Consider the following 19,336-nt stretch of genomic DNA (forward strand, 5'->3'; position numbering starts at 1 on the left):
AAGCAACACTGAACTGCCCAAAAGTGAACGGTACGTAGTTGTGGTTTGATGTAGAATCAAGATATAAAGCAACTACTTGTGAAGCACGAGCGCATTATCATTGTTGTGGTTTGATGTAGAATCAAGATATAAAGCAACAGAAGTTTATGGATTTTTGAAGAGAGAATAGTTGTGGTTTGATGTAGAATCAAGATATAAAGCAACGTAGGAGATTTAATTGAAGAATGCAAGTTAGTTGTGGTTTGATGTAGAATCAAGATATAAAGCAACATAGCGGTAAATATTTCCAGCATCGGAAAGTTGTGGTTTGATGTAGAATCAAGATATAAAGCAACCTTGTTGCCGTCCACAGAGCATCGCTCGCAGTTGTAGTTTGATGTAGAATCTTAATTGAACTTACGAGCGGGTCGATATTTTACACCTATATATAAGAAGGACATAAGATAGCAAAAGAACATGGTGCCTCATCCATTCATCACCGAGCAATGTTTCAGAGTGGCACATTAGCCCCCCACCCTCGGCACTTTGCTCATCATGCTTACCATCGTCATCGCACACAAAGATTTCTTCTACGACAGCTGGGTAAGTGCAGTTTGCCTAATCGTCATCATCGTCTTGTGCTGAATAGGTAAGGAAGGCAGAGCGGCGCAAGGGTGGATACGGCACATGCTCGCCTTTGAGTCCGTGCCATAGAACCTGATTGAACTCCACGTCGGGAACATTGTCTTCTTTCGTGAAATCGTAGGTCTCGCTCATGGCCTGGTATTTACTTGCCTTCACATTCAGTTCGTCCAACGCCACATTGTTGGGCAGATGCACAAAGGGCGTAACGTCGGCCTGCGGTGTGAAGCATCGCCACATGGTGCGTGCGGCGGCATCGTGCTGGGTCATGGGCGGCAACCCCAGTATCAGTTCCATGGTGCGCACCATGGAGGTAGTGGTGTAAGGCGTACTGTCTACGAAGCCTCGCTTCACAAATCCACCAGCCACATAAGCCGTACTGCGGTGGGCATCTACGTGGTCGGAGCCATTCTGCGCATCGTCCTCAATGACAAACACGACCGTTTCTTTCCAGATGGGTGAATGACTGAGGTGATTTATCAGCTTGCCTACAGCCAAATCGTTGTCGGCCACATGGGCGTATGGCGTGGGCCGTTTGAGCTTCATGCCCTCGGTGTGATCGTTTCCGAAGCGCACGGTATTAAACTGCGGAACCTGATGGATGGCCAACAGCGAATCGAAATCGGCCTCCCACTGACGATATCGAAGTGTGTCTCTCACCTTGAGGGTGTAAGGCTCGAACGTGGGGCACACGTGACCTTCCAGCGAGGCAATGGTGGGAACAACCTCTGCCGCAACCTTCTTGCCGCCCACTTTCCTGGTCTCGCGTTTACAAAACTCGCCATAAGAACGGTAGGATACACCACGGGCCTTGCATAAATCCCAGAAGAATCCCGACTTGTTGTTTCCCATTCTGTGGCCGCCCTCACCGGCATATACGTCGCCCCGCCCGCTGTAGTTGGTTGGCCACACTTTCTCCAAATAGTCGTTGGCATAGGCACCCATAGTCCAATTGTGTCCGTCACAACTCACCTCAGCGTTCACATAGAAGTTGTCCAGCAGCACAAACTCCTCGGCTATCTTATGAAGGTTGGGCGTGACGCGTCGACCGAAGAGCGTCAGTGATGAATCGCCATTGCCTTTGGGGATGTCGCCCAGCACCTGGTCGTACGTTCGATTTTCCTTGATGACGTAGAACACATACTTGATGGGACTGGGATCACCTAACTTCTGTGGAATGGGATTACCTGGCTCACTACCTGAAAGATATTCTTTTTTCTGGTCGTATGGTGTGTTGGCAAAACACTGTCGAGTGTATCGTTCCAACTGTTTCTTGTTGGGCACGTCGATGATGGACATTGCCCCGAGAAACATTCCGCCGATGTACTGCACTTTCTTGTTTTTCTTGACGTCGCCGCGATGATGCTCAAATTGTTCTTGCCGAGAGACAGGCCATGGCCCATGTGGGTTCGCCGCAGAGCTCAGTCCCTTGCCGTTGGTCACCCACAGCTTGTGGTTGACATACTTCACGTTCGTGGGATACCATCCTACCGGAATGAAGCCCATGGCTCTACTGCTGCCTGGCGTCGACACGTCGAAGAGTGTAACACAGTTGTTGTCGGCATTGGCGATGGCCAGCTGCCTGCCATGCTTCAACAAGCACAGTCCGTTGGTGGTGCTGCCAGGAAGCGACTGACTGAAAAGAGCTGCGTTGAGGGTTTCCTCCACCCGCCGCTGCCGCAGGTTCACCACCGAGACACTGTTGTCATTGGCATTGGCCACGAAAAGTCTACCGTTTCTCTCGTCCAGACACATCTCGTTGGGGTGACTTCCCACGGGGATAGAATCGGACCACGCCTTCGCTGCCACGTCCCAAACCTTCACCTGGTCGCATCCCCAGCAGGAGGCGTAAGCGTGCTTGCCATCTGCTGACACCAGCACCTGATAGCCCTCGCCGCCCAAAGGAGCCTTCGTGAGGAGCCGCTTGGTTGCTGGATCGTAGATGTACAGTGAGTTGTCCCAACGTGTCACGATGTAAAGATGACCGGTTTTGGGATGAACAGCCAAACCAGCGGGCGATATGCGCACGGGCCACTTCTTGCCCAGCACGATGCTGTCGCCGAGGTGTATTTTCCCATTATTGGCCACTTGGTACATGTTAACCTGGTTGTCGTTGCCACCCGAGACATAGAGTGTCTTGCCGTCGGGCGAATAAGTCAGTCCGTACCAACTGGTGCGGATGGTTTGGTCATCCACCTCTACCTGCTTTTTGGTGTCAAACACCTTGACGCATTGACGGCCGTAGCCGTTGTTGGTCACGGCCAGCCACCGCCCGTTGGGCGACACGGCCATGTTCAGCGGGAGGTCTCCCAGCGGTAAATGTTTGCCTGCAGGCGTGAGGCGCCAGCCGTTGGGCAACATAACAGATTGTGCCTGCTGGGCAAACGCACCAACAGACAGGAGTGTAGCGAAAAGCACACTCCATGTTTTCAAATATTTCATCATTGACAATTTCAAATAAATCACGCTAATACCTTGGTCTACAAAAAGACAGCACAAAGTTATGGATTCATTCTGAGAAGAAAAACTGAATCAGGTTACAATCATGTGACATCTCAGAGAGGGAGAAGGAAGGTCTCGATTGCAGGAGCTCATTGCTGCGTCCATAAGAAATAAGAATTGAGGAAAAAAAATATGAAATAAAGATGGAGAAATGAAACGAGAACCTGCCTTCACCTCATACAAAAAGACCGTATCCCAGTCAAATGACAGGATACGGTCTTTTTTTTCGGTGCCTGTTGCCCACTTATCCCACAACCATGCTCACTAAGTACAGCGCGACGGGGATGGTGACGATAGCGATGCCGATGAAGTCGATGTACACACCCGACTTAATCATCTTTGTGATGGGGACGTAGCCGCTGGCATAAACGATAGCGTTAGGTGGCGTCGAGACGGGGAGCATGAAGCCCAACGAGGCTGAGAGTGCCACGCCTACTGCCACCGGCACTGGGTTGAACCCTGCCGAGAGGGCAGTTCCAATGGCAAGCGGACCAATCATGTTGGTCGCGGCGGTGTGCGAGGTCAGCTCTGACAGCAGCAGTGACATCACGCAGAATACGGCCACGAACAGCAGTTCAGACGGTTTACCGCCCATCATGGCGATAATCTGGTCGCGCTTCGAAGACTGTCCTGGAAGAAAGATCCGTCTGTCATCATCCGTGCGATGGAACGTGTACGACTGTTCAGCAGCAACATCAGGGGGGAGGACTTCGAGCTAACCAAAAACTACCTGGAGTCTGCTAATGCTTTCAAGGATGAAGATGGCTATATCTTGAAGTTTTAAAACCAAGGTCGCATTTACTCTGAAATTTTATCTCAAATAAGGATATTATCGTAAAATAATATCTAAACTCGTGGCATTATTCATTTTTCTTTTGGATGATTTTGTCATTACCTTGCTAACCGATAAAGACATTGAACTCACAAGCTAAATGTAATTCTTCTATAAAAATTACTTCTCATTGCACATATTATTTTCTCAAATTTTACGCTAAACGCGTATCTTTTGAGTATCCTTTCATTTTAATTTTTATTAGATGACTGCGCTTTCTTTTTTGTCTTCAAGACAATAAAAACTCACAAATAGTAAACATGAAATAAGAAAAAGCGTGTCTTAAAGACGAGTTATAATACACTCTCAATAAAATAAGCCCCTCCGAAGAGGGGCTGTAGGACTTACATCCTTCGGCATATAGCCTTATTGTGATAAGATGTAGAATATCTTATGATTCATCCGACATTTGGAGTGATAATCCTTATTTAACACGAGAAGCAAGATTATTCCTGACGAGGTCACCTCCTCTGTCCTATTGCATCAATTAAAATGGATCATTGTTCATCCATGCAGTTTTGTTCTCATCAACAGATGTCCTGGATGAATCCTGAGACAACAAATACTGATATTTTTTCTTACAATCATCTCTCTATATTTCGCGTATTTAAAAATAAGAATCCTTCGGTTTGAAATTCGAGAAATTTGAGATAATTCGTAGTGGGTTGACGTTCTGGGGTTTAACAAACATGATTTTACTATACGTTTTTTGTTGTCTACGATTAGATATCAAACGCCACTGCGATTAAACTCTAATCACGATGCGACAAAGGTTCGGTCGCGCAATCGATAAGCTCAAATCGCGGTGCCACAAGGCTGTAACCGCATCGGCCTTGTGTTTTTGATATTCTTCGGTCTTGTAATTATCCGAAAAACATGGCGCATTTCTGCCCAGATGCGACGAAAGAAAATGACAGGAAATGGTAATAATATTTTATAAAGTGAAGAATGAAAAGTGAAGAATGAAGAATGAAGGATGAAGAGGGAAGAGAGAAGAATGAAGAGGGAAGTGTATGCACTGCATGACTGTCGTATCACTCGATCCGATTTTTGACGATTCAAAGTTACCGATTACAAAAGTATGTTTTGAGTGTTATAAAAAATAAAAAAAGCACTATTACGTTGATACTTTTGTATTTTTGCACTCAGTTATCTTGAACAGCAGAATTTGAAACACTGAAAATCCGTAATCTGTCTATATGTAAAATCTTTAAATTTGGATTATTATGACTAAGAAGTTTTGGTTAATAGCACTCATCGTAGCTTGCACTGTTGTATTTGGCAGTTGCGATAAGTCTGAGGAATTGAGTGTTGAGCAACGTAAGTTGGATATGAATCTATTCAACCAAACCTATACTGTCAATGATGAGGGGTGCTGTGTGCTAAAAGGGAGAAAGCCAATAGCAGCAGAAGAAATACAGAGTAAGGTCAAGGGCTATGGTTGGGAGAGTATTGCCACTTATGAGGTACAGGAAAACGGAAAGTTGAGCAAGGAGGAATTTTGGAAAGACAGAGTTGGTGGCAGCCCTACACACTTTTGGTTTGAGACATCACAGCAAGCTTTTAGTTATTTTTATAGTGATGACTTGCCTGCCTTTTGTTTCAGTCGTGTATCATGGAGTTATGACGTGGGTAATGGCTTCATACTGTTTGGCAACAACAATCTGACAACAGAAAACAGATACATGCAGATTCTTAAACTTGACGAGTCGAATGGCAAGACTTTAATGTATACCATGCAAAAAATAGGAACGAGAAGTGAAGGCAGCAATGGTTCCAAGTCTGTTTATGGCATGATTGTATATAAGCGCATGACAAAAACAGATTTGGAAATGATGAAGAAAAGTTACACATATGATTTGGATATAGACCGTTCTGTACCTGAAAACTGCAAGTTCAAGATTAAGGCATACTATACAGAAGACAATAAAGACAACACAGACCCTGTGTTTCAGACTTTCCGCCTTATAACATTTGAACTTACCGATGAATATGGTTTCAACTCTTCGGATAACGCCTTTTACAATTACTACGATTCAATTACTTGGACGAGTGATTGTCGTGATATGCCAGATAGCTTTGGCATCATGGAACGCAAGACAAACAGTTTGAAGACCTCCTATTGGTGGAGTACATACTTCTTCACACCTCATGACAATACTACCGTATATGCCAATGGCTATAAAGATGGTCATATTGTCTATCAAGCTCATAAGAGGCTCTATTTAGTAAATGATGGATTCTTTGGTTACGATTGGGATATTGTAAGGTATAATCCAAAGAACCCCGAGCTAACAGAATATTGCTTGCTTGACAAGAACCGTGAGTTCATCATCACTCCACCTACAGCCTACAAAGAAGACATTGCAAATCCGTATGCAGAGTTACGTATTGTACTGAAAGGAGCAAAAGACAAAAACGACAAGGAATATATGTTAGGCGTGCTTGAACGTGAAAGAGAAGGTCTGTTGAAGATTATGGACCAGTACTATGAAGCACACAGTACTATAAAAGAAACAGAAAAGGCTTCGCTGTGTAAAACGTTTAAGACACTACCCGAAGATGCTGATATTAAGGCATATTGGCGTACAAAACATTCACGCATGGTACTGATACTTAAAACTGACGAAGAAGACCCTATAAACAGTGAATACTATGTGCATGCGGAACCAATTAAATGATAAATAAGTTTAATGTGGATAACGCAATTAAATGTAGTTTATATAAATCGGGTAGGAAGTAAATGTTATTCATAAAAGGCATTTACCTCCTACTTTCACATATACCGACCTCCCACACCACCGTACGTGCCGTTCGGCATACGGCGGTTTCGTACTTTTACACCTCACGGTGTGTGGCAAGTTGTTTTCAGCTATCCCTTTGAGTAACGTCACTTCTATCCTATTGTCGGATTCCGTCCTATCGTCTTGGATAGAGAGCTCCTTTCGGACATCTGACGAAAAGGTTCGCAGGGTAGCATTCATTTACTATTGCACTGCACGATTCGGTCCTTCCCTGTAGGCACACGTGCCTTGGGTACTATGACCTCTGCTGACTTCTCACGGCAAGCTTTACTCCGCTTCTTTCGTAAAAACAACTATTTGAAACGTCCGTGAGACCTCCTCGGATAAGAACATTATCTTTCCATCTTATACCTACTTCATTTACACCGACCATTCCGAATAGCTATGGGACTTTGATTTGTCTGGCAATCTTATCCATGGTCATATGCCTTATATGAAGTTTCTGTTCGTTAGGCCAGATGTTTGCCGCCGGCTTCCTTCAGATTTCACCTCACGATGAACACCCTTGCCTTTGGCTATGTAATTCCCACTATTAGGGCTTACTCGGGACTTCCACCCGTTAGATAATGCTCATGCCGAGCGTACCAAAAAGACCGTATCCTGTCGTGTGACTGGGATACGGTCTTTTTTTTCTGTGCTTGTAGCCCACTTATCCCACAACCATGCTCACTAAGTACAGCGCGACGGGGATGGTGACAATGGCGATGCCGATGAAGTCGATGTACACACCCGACTTAATCATCTTTGTGATGGGGACGTAGCCGCTGGCATAAACGATGGCGTTGGGTGGCGTCGAGACGGGAAGCATGAAACCCAACGAGGCAGAGAGCGCCACGCCTACTGCCACCGGCACTGGACTGAATCCTGCCGAGAGGGCTGTTCCGATGGCAAGCGGGCCAATCATGTTGGTCGCAGCAGTGTGCGAGGTCAGCTCTGACAGCAGCAGTGACATCACGCAGAATACGGCCACGAACAGCAGTTCAGATGGCTTGCCACCCATCATGGCGATAATCTGGTCGCCAATCCAGCTCGACAGACCGGTGGAATACATCATGCCGCCCATGGCCAGTCCGCCACCAAAGAGCAGCAACGTGCCCCATTCCACGCCTGCCACGGCATCCTTCCAGTCGAGTGTCATCTTATTCTTCTTCAGGTCTACGGGCAGGAAGAACAGCAACAGTGCGCCCACCATTGCCGCAATGGCCTCGGGGAAGAGCTTGTTGTATCTGTTCAGCACGTCGCTTTGGGTTCCGAGGACGATGCTCAGCACACCTGGTGTTATCCAGAGGATGACAGCCACACCGAAGGCAATCATCGTGTTCTTCTGCGCACGGGTCCATTTCCCCAGTGCTTTTACCTTGCCGTCGATGAACTCGGTGGCACCCGCGATGTGCTTCACGTCACTTGGGAACATGCGAGAAAGCACGATGTAGGCAATTGCGAAATAGGCCACCATGGCCACGAATCCCCATACCATCCACTGGAAGAACGATACATGCAGGTCGCACATCTCGTTGAGAAATCCCAACATGATGATGTTCGGCGGCGTTCCAATCGGCGTGAGCACGCCACCGATGGAGCAGGCGTAGGCCGTCATGAGCATGAGTCCGGTGGCATATTTGTACGAGCTGAGGTTGACAATCTTGCCTTGCGCGGCCATCATCTCACGGATAGCCTCGAGCAGTCCCAGCGCAATGGGGAACATCATGGCAGCCGTTGCCGTGTTGCTAATCCAGCCCGAGCAGAGCATACACGCCAGTCCGATGGCCAGGAAGATGCGCCGCGGGTTGTCGCCCACCCATTTCATCGACATAATGCCATAGGCGATACGCTTGTCCACGCCGTTCACCATCATGGCCTTGGCTATCATGAAGCCTCCCATGAAGAGGAAAATCATGGGAAATGCTTATATTTGCGTTGTAACTTTTCTGTCAAGGAGAGTTGAACATACCGCTCTCCCGATGTGGGATGTGTAGTTTTTATTCAGGAATTATCCATCAAAAACCTTATATATTATGAAAATGGTGTTTATTATTCTCATTGCAGTAGTGCTCATCCTGGCAATTGCCTATCTGACCTATCGTAAGAACCACAATCTGGCGTTTGATGAGCCGCGTCTGAAAGATGCCGTCAATCGTGTTTTCAGCGAGTCTGGCGAGTCTACTCTAAAGCGGTCTGATTTTCTCTTGCGCTTGAAGCAAATCCTCGGCTGCACGCACAAGCAGGCGCTCTATATGTATGGAGTGGCTCGAACCAAAGGGCTTATCGTGGTCGATAACAAGCAGGTCAGCAAGGCTCTATAGCCAGCTGCACAGAGCCGCAGTGCCTATTCTATACGATGGCTTTTGAGGTATAGGGTGTGACAGGTGCCGTCGTGATATTAGAAATGAGGAACGAAGGATGAAACGAGAAGTAGCCTTCGCCTCATAAAAATGAGAAAAGATTAGTTACCCCTCAAAAAGGCGAGATAGCATTTTTCATATTAACCTGCGGAAAGAATTGGTGATGAAAACTATTTAAGAGCAATAAAATTGCTTTAATTTGCTTACTTAAATTTAATTCTATAACTTTGCACTGCAAAAAAGGTCGAACAGTACGACTGATATTGCAGTAATATGAGTAATATATGGTTATCCAAAGAAATAAATACATCGAAGCTTTGATAAGTAAGCGTTGGAATGGAAAGGTAAAGGTAATCACTGGCATTAGACGCTGTGGCAAATCTTTTTTGTTATCGACATTATACAAAGATTATCTGAAGAAAGAGGGTGTTTCTGAAGATTGCTTCATAGAAATCGCATTAGATAGAAAAGCGAACATAAAGTACAGAAATCCGAATGCGCTTTATGAATACATCATGGATAAAGCATGCGATGAAGAAAAACGATATTATGTTTTTATCGATGAGATACAATTGTCTATAAAAGTAAAAAACACAGTTATAGACGAAAGCCTTGTATCTGAGGACGACAAGGATATGCTTTACACAACGTTCTATGACATTCTCAATGACCTTATGGCACGGAAGAATTTGGACATATATGTTACTGGTTCAAATTCTAAAATGCTGTCTTCTGATATTGTGACGAATTTCCGTGATAGAGGGTCAGAAATAAAAGTGTATCCACTTTCCTTCAAAGAATATTATGAAGTGTGTGGACTTGAAAAAGCTGATGCACTTGAAGAGTATTTAACCTATGGGGGAATGCCGTCAGCAGTCTTGGAACAAAGTGAGTCTGAAAAACAGAAATACCTTTACGACCTTCACAAGAATGTGTACATTAAAGATATTGTTGAAAGGTATAATTTAAAGGATGATGAAGTGTTGGATGCTCTTATTGATTCGCTTTATTCAGCAGTAGGCTCACTAACAAATACCCATAACTTGGCTAATACTGCCAGTTCTTTTATGAAGCGCAAAACATCTGATCATACTATCAAGAATTATATCAACTATCTTGAAGATGCTTATTTGTTCTTGGGTGCTAAACGATATGACATTAAAGGAAAGAAATACTTCGACAACACTCAGAAGTATTATTCCATTGATATGGGATTAAGAAATGCGAAACTGAATTTCCGCCAACAAGAAAAGTCTCATTTAATGGAAAACCTTATTTATTTAGAACTAATTCGTAGAGGATATCGCGTCGATGTTGGAGTCGTAGAACTGACACGTGTTATTGATGGCAAGAAGAAACAGTCACAATATGAGATTGATTTTATCGCCAATACAGGACGTGAAAAGATTTACATCCAATCTGCATTGAATGTAGATACTGTTGAGAAAAAGAACCAAGAAACATTTTCTCTAAAGAACTCAGGGGATTTCTTTAAGAAAATGGTAATTCTTGATGGCAACTCCAAATTATGGACGGATGACGATGGCATAATCTATGTTGGTGTCATTCCTTTTTTATTGGAAGAGTCCATTATACCACAATATTGACATTCTAAATTATTGCTGAACAATCGCGAAAAGCTACCTTCGCCTCCTAAAAACAAAGAAAAGTATGGCAGATGCCTTACATCCGCCATACTTTCCTCATTGATTTGACCGCTATTACAGCAGGGCCTTGAACTTCTCATCGAGCGTTGCCTTTGAGGCTGCCCCGACGAATTTGTCTACCAACTCTCCTCCCTTGAAGAAGAGGATAGTAGGAATGTTGCGTACACCAAACTGCATGGCGATGTCGTCATTCTCTTCTACATCGCACTTACCTACGACGATTTTTCCATCATAGTCGTTTGCCAACTCTGAGATGACAGGCCCTACCATGCGACAGGGGCCGCACCATGTAGCCCATAAATCCACTACCAATGGCAGATCGCCATTCTTGTAACTCTCGAAATTCTCGCTTGTGATTTTTACTTCCATCTTTTATTTGATTTTTATATGTCTTTATGACAAAGATAAATGATTATCATGAATCATGCAAGCATCGTGCCAAATTAATTCACCAGATAATTCATATTGGGGTTTCCTTCGATATATCTGATTAGGTCATGATTCAAACTGATTTGCTGAAGCCCTGAATGAAGCAAGATACTGGTTTGATGTTTCTTGTCCACTACCTGGAAGCACAGCTGCGTGTTGCCCTTCGAATCTTGCAGCATCGACACGATGTCGTTCACCACCACTTCGTCGATGGCCTCGCTGTCCACGACAATGGTCAGCCTGTGTATCTGTTTGTCTCTTACCGTTTGCAGGTATTGAACATCGTTGATGCGAAAGTCGTAGTAGTTGCTGTCCCGGTATCGCTGCGAACACTTGCCGGTAAGATAAACGGTACTGCCCACTACCATCATTCCTTTCCACTTTCCCCATTCCTCACCAAAGAAGGCTATCTCGCCTGTTCCACTAAAATCTTCTATTGTCACGAAGCCACAAGGCTTTCCGGTTCTCGTGAATTTGTCCTTCACCTCAGTAATCATGCCAGCGAAAACCACGTCTGCCTTTTTGGCCAACTCTGCCTTGTCGCCCAGTTCGGTGCACGATGTGTTACACATGCTCTTCAACACGATGCTGAACTCGTCCAGCGGATGGGCCGAAAGATAGATTCCCACCAAATCATGCTCGCGATTCAGTTTCTCAATGTTGCTCCACAACTCTGGTTTAGGAATGGGTGGTGTGGCAATCTCTACGGCATCTACGCCGCCAAACAGCGAATGTTCTATTTCTGATTTCTTGTTCTGATAGAGCTGTCCATAGCGCACCAGCGTGTCAATAAATAGTTCGCCTTTGCTGTTGGCGGTGAAGTAGCTCTCTCGCGGAATGCCGAAGCTGTCGAATCCACCACTGAGCGCCAAACTTTCGAAGGCCTTGCGGTTGACTTGAGTAAAGTCCACTCGGTGTGCAAAATCGAAAATGTCTTGATACAGTCCATGGGCCTCTCGCTCCTGGATGATGGCAGTTGCAGCGGCATCGCCCATGCCCTTGATGGCAGCAAGACCAAAGCGTATTTCCCCCTTGTGGTTCACGCCAAACTTCTGATAGCTCTCGTTGACGTCGGGGCCTAACGTGGCTATGCGCAGCGACTTGCACTCATCCATCAACTTGGATATTTCCGTTATCTGATCCTTGCGTCGACTCATGATGGCTGCCATGAACTCAGCAGGATAGTGCGCCTTGAGGTATGCCGTTTGGAAAGCCACCCACGAATAGCAGGCCGCATGCGACTTGTTGAAGGCATAGGATGCGAATTTCTCCCAGTCGGCCCATATCTTGTCCAACACGTTCTCATCATATCCGTTCTTCTTGCCGCCTTCGATAAACTTGGGTTTCATGGCATCTACTATCGCCTTTTTCTTCTTACCCATCGCCTTACGCAGGGCGTCACTCTCACCACGCGTGAAATTGGCCAGCAAGCGCGAGAGCAACATCACCTGCTCTTGATAAACGGTGATGCCGTAGGTATCTTTCAAATACCGCTCCATCACCGGAATGGGATACGTAATCTCCTCCTCTCCTTTCTTACGGGCGATGAACGACGGGATGTTGTCCATGGGACCAGGGCGGTAGAGGGCGTTCATGGCGATGAGATCTTCAAACTTCGTCGGACTTAACTGGCGCAGATAGTTCTGCATGCCGGCCGACTCAAACTGGAACGTGCCAATGGTGCGCCCCTCTTGGTAAAGCTTGTAGGTCAATTCGTCGTCAATGGGAATCTTGTCAAGGTCGATGTCTATGTTCTTCGTCAGCTTCACATTTTTTACCGCTTCCTTCAACTCAGACAGGGTTTTCAGCCCCAAGAAGTCCATCTTTATCAGACCTGTTTCCTCAATCACATGCCCATCATACTGCGTACAGTTGGTCTTTTCGTCCTTAAAGTCAGGGTCATCCGCCGTTGACACAGGTACCCAGTCGCTGATGGGGTCGCGACAGATGATGAAACCACAGGCATGGATGCCCGTTCCCCGCACCGTTCCCTCCAGCATTTTGGCATACTTGATGGTGTTGCTCTCGCGTATGTCGGTAGATACTTCGGCCATTTGCAGCTCGGGCGTGCACTTGATGGCGTTGTTGAGGTTCATTTTCATCTTATCGGGAAGCCTCTCCGGAATGGCCTTGCACAGAGCGTTTGCTCGCTCCAGCGGCAGTTTTTCCACCCGCGCCACGTCCTTGATGGAGTTCTTGGTTGCCATACTGCCGTAGGTGATGATGTGCGCACAGTTCTCGTGGCCATACTTGTCCATCACCCATTTCAGCACCTTCCCCCGGCCATCGTCATCAAAATCGGTGTCAATATCGGGCAAGGAGATACGGTCAGGATTCAAGAAACGCTCGAACAGCAAGTCGTATTTCAGGGGATCAATCTTCGTGATGCCCAAGCAGTAGGCCACAACCGACCCGGCTGCCGACCCACGTCCCGGTCCAACCATCACGCCCAATTCCTCTCGGGCCGCACGAATAAAGTCGGATACTATCAAAAAATAACCCGGAAAACCCATGGTCTTCATCACATGAAGCTCAAAACGTATGCGGTCGTCCACCTCCTTGGGCAGTGGGTCGCCATACAATGGCTTGGCACCCTCGTATGCAAGATGCTGCAAATAGTCGGCCTCAAACTTGATGCGATACATCTTCTCGTAGCCACCCAGATGGTCTACCCGCTTCTGCGCGTCTTCCTCCGACATGGGATTTTCGCCATTCTCATCGGTGGTAAACTCACGAAGAAGGTCTTCCTCCGTAAACTTTTGTTTCCAATCCTCTTCCTTTCCAAACGATTCGGGAATGGGGAAGTTGGGCATAATGGGGTCGTGGTTGATGGAATAGGTTTCCACCTTATTAAGAATCTCGAGGGTATTCGCCATCGTTTCTGGCACATCGCTGAAGATGCTGTTCATCTCTTCGCGGGTTTTGAACCACTCTTGCTTGGAATAGAGCATGCGCGTGGGGTCGTCAAGGTCTTTCCCCGTAGAGAGGCACAGCAGGTGATCGTGAGCCTCGGCGTTCTCTTTGTCTACAAAGTGAACGTCATTGGTGCACACCACCTTAACGCCGTACTCCTTAGCCAGGTTGAAAATCACCTGATTGGCGCGCTGCTGCATGGGATAGGCCTCACGGTTGGCCCGAATGGAGGGGTCTTTCACCTCGTGGCGTTGTATCTCCAGGTAATAATCGTCACCAAAAACTCGCTTGTACCACTCTACCGCTTCCCTGGCTCCGGCCATGTCGCCGGCAATGATTTTGCGTGGCACCTCACCGGCCAGGCAGGCCGAACAAACAATGAGGTCTTCATGATATTTCTCCAATTCCTCACGGTCGGTACGCGGCCGCATGTAATAGCCCTCCTCCCAGGCATGGCTCACCAGCTTGATGAGGTTTTTGTAGCCGCGGTAGTTCTTCGCCAACACGATGAGGTGATAACCACTCATGTCGCCCATATCCTTGACCTTGTCGAACCTACTGCGCCGAGCTACATACATCTCACAGCCGAAGATGGGCTTGAAGGGCTGCTTGCCGTCGGCCTTCAACTGCTTGTTAACCGTGTTGGCATAGTCGAAAAATTCCTTGATGCCAAACATGTTTCCATGGTCGGTGATGGCCAAGCCGCGCATCCCGTCGGCAACAGCCTTGTCAACGAGTCGCTTCACGGGCGACTGACCGTCGAGAATGGAATAATAAGTATGTACGTGTAGGTGGACAAAATCGTTCATGTGCTCAATTTATTTGGAGCGTAAAGGTACTCAATATGCGCGACACGGCCAAAGAATGAGCGTAAAAGTTTGTGCGGTTTCCGAAAAACAATTATCTTTGCACAAACTTCTAATCGGTTTTCATACTATGATTAAAAGAATCAAAAAACTGAAGAAAATCCGTATACATCGCGAAGGAACAGACTCCCTGATTTGGGGATTCATAGTCATTGCAGCCATTGCATTGCTATTATGGCGTTCGTTCGAAACTAAAATCCCATTTTACGCCTTTACGGTTATCTTCGGAACAATATATTGCATCGTCATCAATTTCTTTCAATGCCCCATCCGCTATTTTCCTTCCGAGGACACCGACAAGATTGTGGTGGCCCCGGCTGATGGCAAAATCGTGGTGATTGAGGAGGTGGAAGAGAACAAGTACTTTCACGAAAAGCGCCTCATGATTTCGGTCTTTATGAGCCTGTTCAACGTTCACGCCAACTGGTTTCCCGTTGACGGTAAGGTGAAACTGGTTCATCACCAAAACGGCAACTACCACAAGGCATGGCTGCCCAAAGCCAGTGAGGAGAATGAGCACAGCGACATCATCATCACCACGCCCGACGGTGTGGACGTTCTTTGCCGACAGATTGCCGGAGCCATGGCCAGACGCATCGTGACCTACGCCAAGGAAGGCGAAGACTGCTACATTGACGAGCACCTGGGCTTCATCAAATTTGGCTCGCGCGTAGACGTGTACCTGCCCATTGGAACGGAAGTGTGCGTGAAGATGGGACAAAAAACAACAGGCGACCACACCGTCATTGCAAAACTGAAATAAAACAAAGCGGGAACGGCAATCGGGGTGACGCACGTCACATCCACCACCCTACCGAACCTCTTCGATACAAATGAGCAACATCATCAAAAGAAACATACCCAACGCACTGACTTGCAGCAACCTCATCTCGGGCTGCATCGCAACTTGTTTCGCCTTTACCGGCGATGCCAAGATGGCCTTGATATGGATACTCGCCGGAGCCACATTCGACTTTTTTGACGGCATGTCGGCCCGCTTTCTGAAGGTATCATCGCCCATCGGCAAGGAATTGGACTCGCTGGCCGATTGCGTCACCTTTGGTGTAGCACCGTCCACCATGGTTTTTTATGAGCTTATGGTCATCGACTACCCGTCGTTTCTCACTACGCCAGAGGCGTTTTCTTTCGACCCTTACCGCACGTTCATTCCCTTTCTGGCCTTCCTCATGGCAGCTTTCTCGGCACTGCGGCTGGCCAAATTCAATATTGACACGCGTCAAACCGATTCGTTCATTGGGCTTCCCACACCGGCGAACGCCCTGTTTTGGGGATCGCTCATTGTCACAAGTCCTGCCTGGCTTGAAAACAATGCCGGCGCATTGGTATACATTTTAGTACTGCTGCTGTTGAGTTGTTATCTATTGGTCAGCGAGATTCCCATGTTCGCCCTTAAATTCAAAAACTTTAAATGGCAGGGCAACGCCATCCGACACAGCTTCATCATCTTCACCGCTGTTGTGCTTATAACGTTTGGCGTGTTGAAAGGTTGGTGGATTGTCATTGCATGCTACTTCCTCATATCCTTAGGATTGTTGGTAACAGGTAGGTCAAAAATCACCAAGATGAATCACGACAAAGAACAGAAACTATGATATTCAAAATAATTCTCATCATTTTCCTCATCGGTTTGCTGGTGGTAGGCTTTTCCGCAGCAAAGTTTATCAGCATTTTCCGCGAAGGCGCCAAACTGTTCAGAGAGCAAGCCAAGGGGTCAGCCCAGCAGCGACAGCACCATAGAAACACCACCCAAACAGTGGTAGACCATCGGGATGCTGATGAAATAAACAAAAAAATCTTCAAAAAAGACGAAGGCGAATACGTTGAATTTGAAGAAGAACCGGTGGAAACGGAAAAACAGAACTAAACAGAAGCGACCATTTCTTTGCCTCATCCCGCGCCCGCGAATGGTCATTCTGCACCCGTGAAGGAATGAAATCAAATTGAGTAGGCACACATTTGGCCAACGGGGACTATTGGAAGAGGCTTCATGATTTTTTTCTTAAAATCTTACTGATTGCTCGTAATGTACTGATAATCAGTACTAATTGGAATGGTAAAATGATGAAAGAAACAAATTAGGAACAACAAAATCAAGAAACCCCAAAATGAAAGCAAGAGAAAACATAAATTAACACAGAAAACAACGATTATTTTCCGATTTTGTCTTTTGATTGTTCAGGTCTATGAAATGATATTTATGTCATCTCTGTGTTAGTAGTAACTCGAAAAGCTCCAAAACAACCTTTTTCGCTCGTTTTTTATGATTATCAATGAAAGGAATAATATTGCGAAATACTCAATTATATGCATGTCTCGTAAATATTTTGAGAATATTGTACCTTTTTCTGAAATTATTTTCGTATTTTTGCATACGAATTATATATCTATAAAAGTATGGCAAAGAAAGATGTAAACAGATTGAAAATAATGTTGGCAGTAACCAAGCGCTCAAACAAGTGGTTGGCAGAAATGTTGGGTAAAGACCAAGCAACCATTTCCAAATGGTGCACCAACACTTGCCAACCAGACTTGGAAACCTTAATACGGATTTCTGATTTGCTGAAAGTGAATGTAAACGATTTATTGAACAAAGAATGTATCAAAGAATGATGAACGATATATTGAAACAGATAAACGCTGGCGAGGTGTCGGGGGTGCAGTTCAAGGAACGCATTCTCGACAAATATGATATTGCCTGTGAGTTAGTGGCGTTCAGTAATTCACATGGCGGCAAGTTGGTAGTTGGCATAAAGGATAAGACCGGAGAAACCAATGCCTTGTCGTATTCTGAGGTACAAGAAACAACCAACTTGTTGAGTGACATTGCTTCAGAAAACGTAGTGCCATCCATTCTGATAAAGATAGATACTGTTGAGGTCGAGGATGGCAACTTGGTTATTGCTACTGTGAAGGAAGGACTCAACAAGCCTTATCATGACAACAAGGGAATCGTATGGGTGAAGAATGGTGCCGACAAGCGCAAAGTGTTCGATAATGCTGAACTTGCAGAAATGATGACCGACTGTGGTAGTTTTGCACCAGACGAGGCTGGTGTTAGGGATGCAACTGTCAACGACCTTGATGCAACGACCATCAAGCAGTATCTTGGCAACCGTTTTGAAAGAGTTTTGGAAAAGAAAGGCTTGACAGGTGACGCTTTTAATGAAGCATCACTTGATATGATATGTTCTGCCATCGCTAAGGGGCATGACTGTGAGAAGATACTGCGTAATCTGCGATTTATCCGTCCTGATGGTTCACTGACAGTTGCTGCCATGCTTCTGTTTGGCAAATACACCCAACGTTGGTTGCCAATGATGACAGCCAAGTGTATCTGTTTTGCAGGCAACAGCGTCGGCAGCAAGGTTTTTCGTGACAAGGTGAATGATGCAGATATGGAGGGAAATCTGCTTCATCAGTATGACACGATCATGGATTTCTTCACTCGTAACCTACATAATGTGCAGGTGGGAGATGAATTCAACAGCATGGGTAAGTTGGAAATACCTTATACAAGCTTGGTTGAGTTCACGGTAAACAGCCTTGTACACCGTTCGTTGAACATGAAAGCCCCTGTTCGCATTTTCATTTTCGACAATCGTGTGGAGATTCACAGTCCAGGTGCATTGCCTAATGGACTCACTATTGATGACATCAAGGCTGGAACATCCATGCCTCGCAATATGTTCCTTTTTAACAATACCATATACTTGCTGCCATACACTGGTGTAGGTAGCGGCATCACTCGTGCACTTGACGAAGATATCAATGTCACGTTTATGAGTAATGACAAGGCACAGGAATTTGTCATCACAGTTTGGAGAGGAGAAAGTAACCAAGTTGAGAAAAAAAGTAACCAAGTTGAGGAAAAAAGTAACCAAGTCGAACAAAAAAGTAACGAAGTCGAGGGGAAAAGTAACCAAGTCCAAGACTCTGACACAAAAAAAGTGTCATTGTCTAATAAGCAAAGGGATATAGTCAATTTCTGTTCAGTTCCTCGAACCACCGCAGAGATTATGGAACGCCTTGGTTTATCCAATCAAACCAAGAACCGAGAGCGTTACATCACCTCCCTTGTTGCAGCAGGATATTTGCAGATGACTAATCCAGATAATCCTACAGCAAGTAATCAAAAATACAAGAAAGTAAACAAAAGATAAGAAGCGTATGGATTCATTATTTCTACTTCAGTTTGCATTTTTCAATTTTTCTCGCTCCAAAAGCATGGTTCTAAGCGTGCAATCTGTATGCCTTTGCCTGTCAAGAACCTGTAAATAAGGCATCAAGATGATGCTTCTTCGTTCGCAATCTCAATGCCCTAATAGCAAATTTCACTTTT

13 protein-coding genes and 1 CRISPR repeat array are annotated in these 19,336 nt (G+C 45.8%); of the genes, 8 read left to right on the top strand and 5 right to left on the bottom strand.

Features of this window, described 5'->3' with window-relative positions:
* Nucleotides 1–37: 37 nt before the first annotated feature.
* A CRISPR array of direct repeats spans nt 38–335; the repeat unit is 36 nt; unit sequence GTTGTGGTTTGATGTAGAATCAAGATATAAAGCAAC.
* Between the two features lie 262 nt (nt 336–597).
* Both HMPREF0650_RS10675 and HMPREF0650_RS10680 read right to left on the bottom strand, forming a co-directional pair.
* Nucleotides 598–3,066, bottom strand: coding sequence for a bifunctional YncE family protein/alkaline phosphatase family protein (locus HMPREF0650_RS10675; protein WP_004350693.1), 2,469 nt, complete (start codon nt 3,064–3,066; stop codon nt 598–600).
* 301 nt (nt 3,067–3,367) lie between these two features.
* Nucleotides 3,368–3,721 (bottom strand): anion permease, encoded by a 354-nt coding sequence (locus HMPREF0650_RS10680; RefSeq protein ID WP_004350695.1) that lies wholly within the window; start codon nt 3,719–3,721, stop codon nt 3,368–3,370.
* Between the two features lie 1,460 nt (nt 3,722–5,181).
* On the opposite strand from HMPREF0650_RS10680, the gene HMPREF0650_RS10685 reads away from it, so the two are divergent.
* Nucleotides 5,182–6,636, top strand: coding sequence for a hypothetical protein (locus HMPREF0650_RS10685; RefSeq protein ID WP_004350696.1), 1,455 nt, complete (start codon nt 5,182–5,184; stop codon nt 6,634–6,636).
* Nucleotides 6,637–7,408: 772 nt separating this feature from the next.
* Here the strand turns inward: HMPREF0650_RS10685 and HMPREF0650_RS10690 are convergent.
* Nucleotides 7,409–8,656: an SLC13 family permease gene (locus HMPREF0650_RS10690; RefSeq protein ID WP_004350697.1), complete on the bottom strand. Its 1,248-nt coding sequence runs from the start codon at nt 8,654–8,656 to the stop codon at nt 7,409–7,411.
* Nucleotides 8,657–8,780: 124 nt separating this feature from the next.
* Here HMPREF0650_RS10690 and HMPREF0650_RS10695 point away from each other — a divergent pair, with 124 nt between their 5' ends.
* Nucleotides 8,781–9,062 carry a type III effector protein gene (locus HMPREF0650_RS10695; protein ID WP_155813638.1) on the top strand — a complete coding sequence of 94 codons (282 nt, stop codon included), beginning with the start codon at nt 8,781–8,783 and terminating at the stop codon, nt 9,060–9,062.
* A gap of 323 nt (nt 9,063–9,385) precedes the next feature.
* Nucleotides 9,386–10,708 carry an ATP-binding protein gene (locus HMPREF0650_RS10700; RefSeq protein ID WP_004350700.1) on the top strand — a complete coding sequence of 441 codons (1,323 nt, stop codon included), beginning with the start codon at nt 9,386–9,388 and terminating at the stop codon, nt 10,706–10,708.
* A gap of 114 nt (nt 10,709–10,822) precedes the next feature.
* Here HMPREF0650_RS10700 and trxA read toward each other — a convergent pair whose 3' ends face one another.
* A complete protein-coding gene (gene trxA / locus HMPREF0650_RS10705) occupies nt 10,823–11,137 on the bottom strand; it encodes a thioredoxin (RefSeq protein ID WP_004350702.1) in 315 nt (104 codons plus the stop codon).
* A 74-nt stretch (nt 11,138–11,211) separates the two neighbouring features.
* A complete protein-coding gene (gene dnaE / locus HMPREF0650_RS10710; RefSeq protein ID WP_004350703.1) occupies nt 11,212–14,919 on the bottom strand; it encodes a DNA polymerase III subunit alpha in 3,708 nt (1,235 codons plus the stop codon).
* A 127-nt stretch (nt 14,920–15,046) separates the two neighbouring features.
* Here dnaE and HMPREF0650_RS10715 point away from each other — a divergent pair, with 127 nt between their 5' ends.
* The 5 genes from HMPREF0650_RS10715 to HMPREF0650_RS10735 all read left to right on the top strand — a co-directional run bounded on the left by HMPREF0650_RS10715 (nt 15,047) and on the right by HMPREF0650_RS10735 (nt 19,157).
* Nucleotides 15,047–15,739 carry a phosphatidylserine decarboxylase family protein gene (locus HMPREF0650_RS10715; protein ID WP_004350704.1) on the top strand — a complete coding sequence of 231 codons (693 nt, stop codon included), beginning with the start codon at nt 15,047–15,049 and terminating at the stop codon, nt 15,737–15,739.
* Nucleotides 15,740–15,809: 70 nt separating this feature from the next.
* Nucleotides 15,810–16,589, top strand: a complete 780-nt coding sequence (locus HMPREF0650_RS10720) for a CDP-alcohol phosphatidyltransferase family protein (protein WP_004350706.1) — start codon at nt 15,810–15,812, stop codon at nt 16,587–16,589.
* A complete protein-coding gene (locus HMPREF0650_RS10725) occupies nt 16,586–16,861 on the top strand; it encodes a DUF4834 family protein (RefSeq protein WP_040563227.1) in 276 nt (91 codons plus the stop codon). Before HMPREF0650_RS10720 ends, HMPREF0650_RS10725 begins: the two co-directional genes overlap by 4 nt.
* A 530-nt stretch (nt 16,862–17,391) precedes the next feature.
* The gene (locus HMPREF0650_RS10730; RefSeq protein WP_004350708.1) at nt 17,392–17,607 is read left to right on the top strand and encodes a helix-turn-helix transcriptional regulator; all 216 of its coding nucleotides are present in this window, start codon (nt 17,392–17,394) and stop codon (nt 17,605–17,607) included.
* Nucleotides 17,607–19,157 carry an RNA/DNA-binding domain-containing protein gene (locus HMPREF0650_RS10735; protein ID WP_004350709.1) on the top strand — a complete coding sequence of 517 codons (1,551 nt, stop codon included), beginning with the start codon at nt 17,607–17,609 and terminating at the stop codon, nt 19,155–19,157. Before HMPREF0650_RS10730 ends, HMPREF0650_RS10735 begins: the two co-directional genes overlap by 1 nt.
* Nucleotides 19,158–19,336 lie beyond the last annotated feature (179 nt).

Source organism: Hoylesella buccalis ATCC 35310 (assembly GCF_000177075.1).
GTDB lineage: Bacteria > Bacteroidota > Bacteroidia > Bacteroidales > Bacteroidaceae > Prevotella > Prevotella buccalis.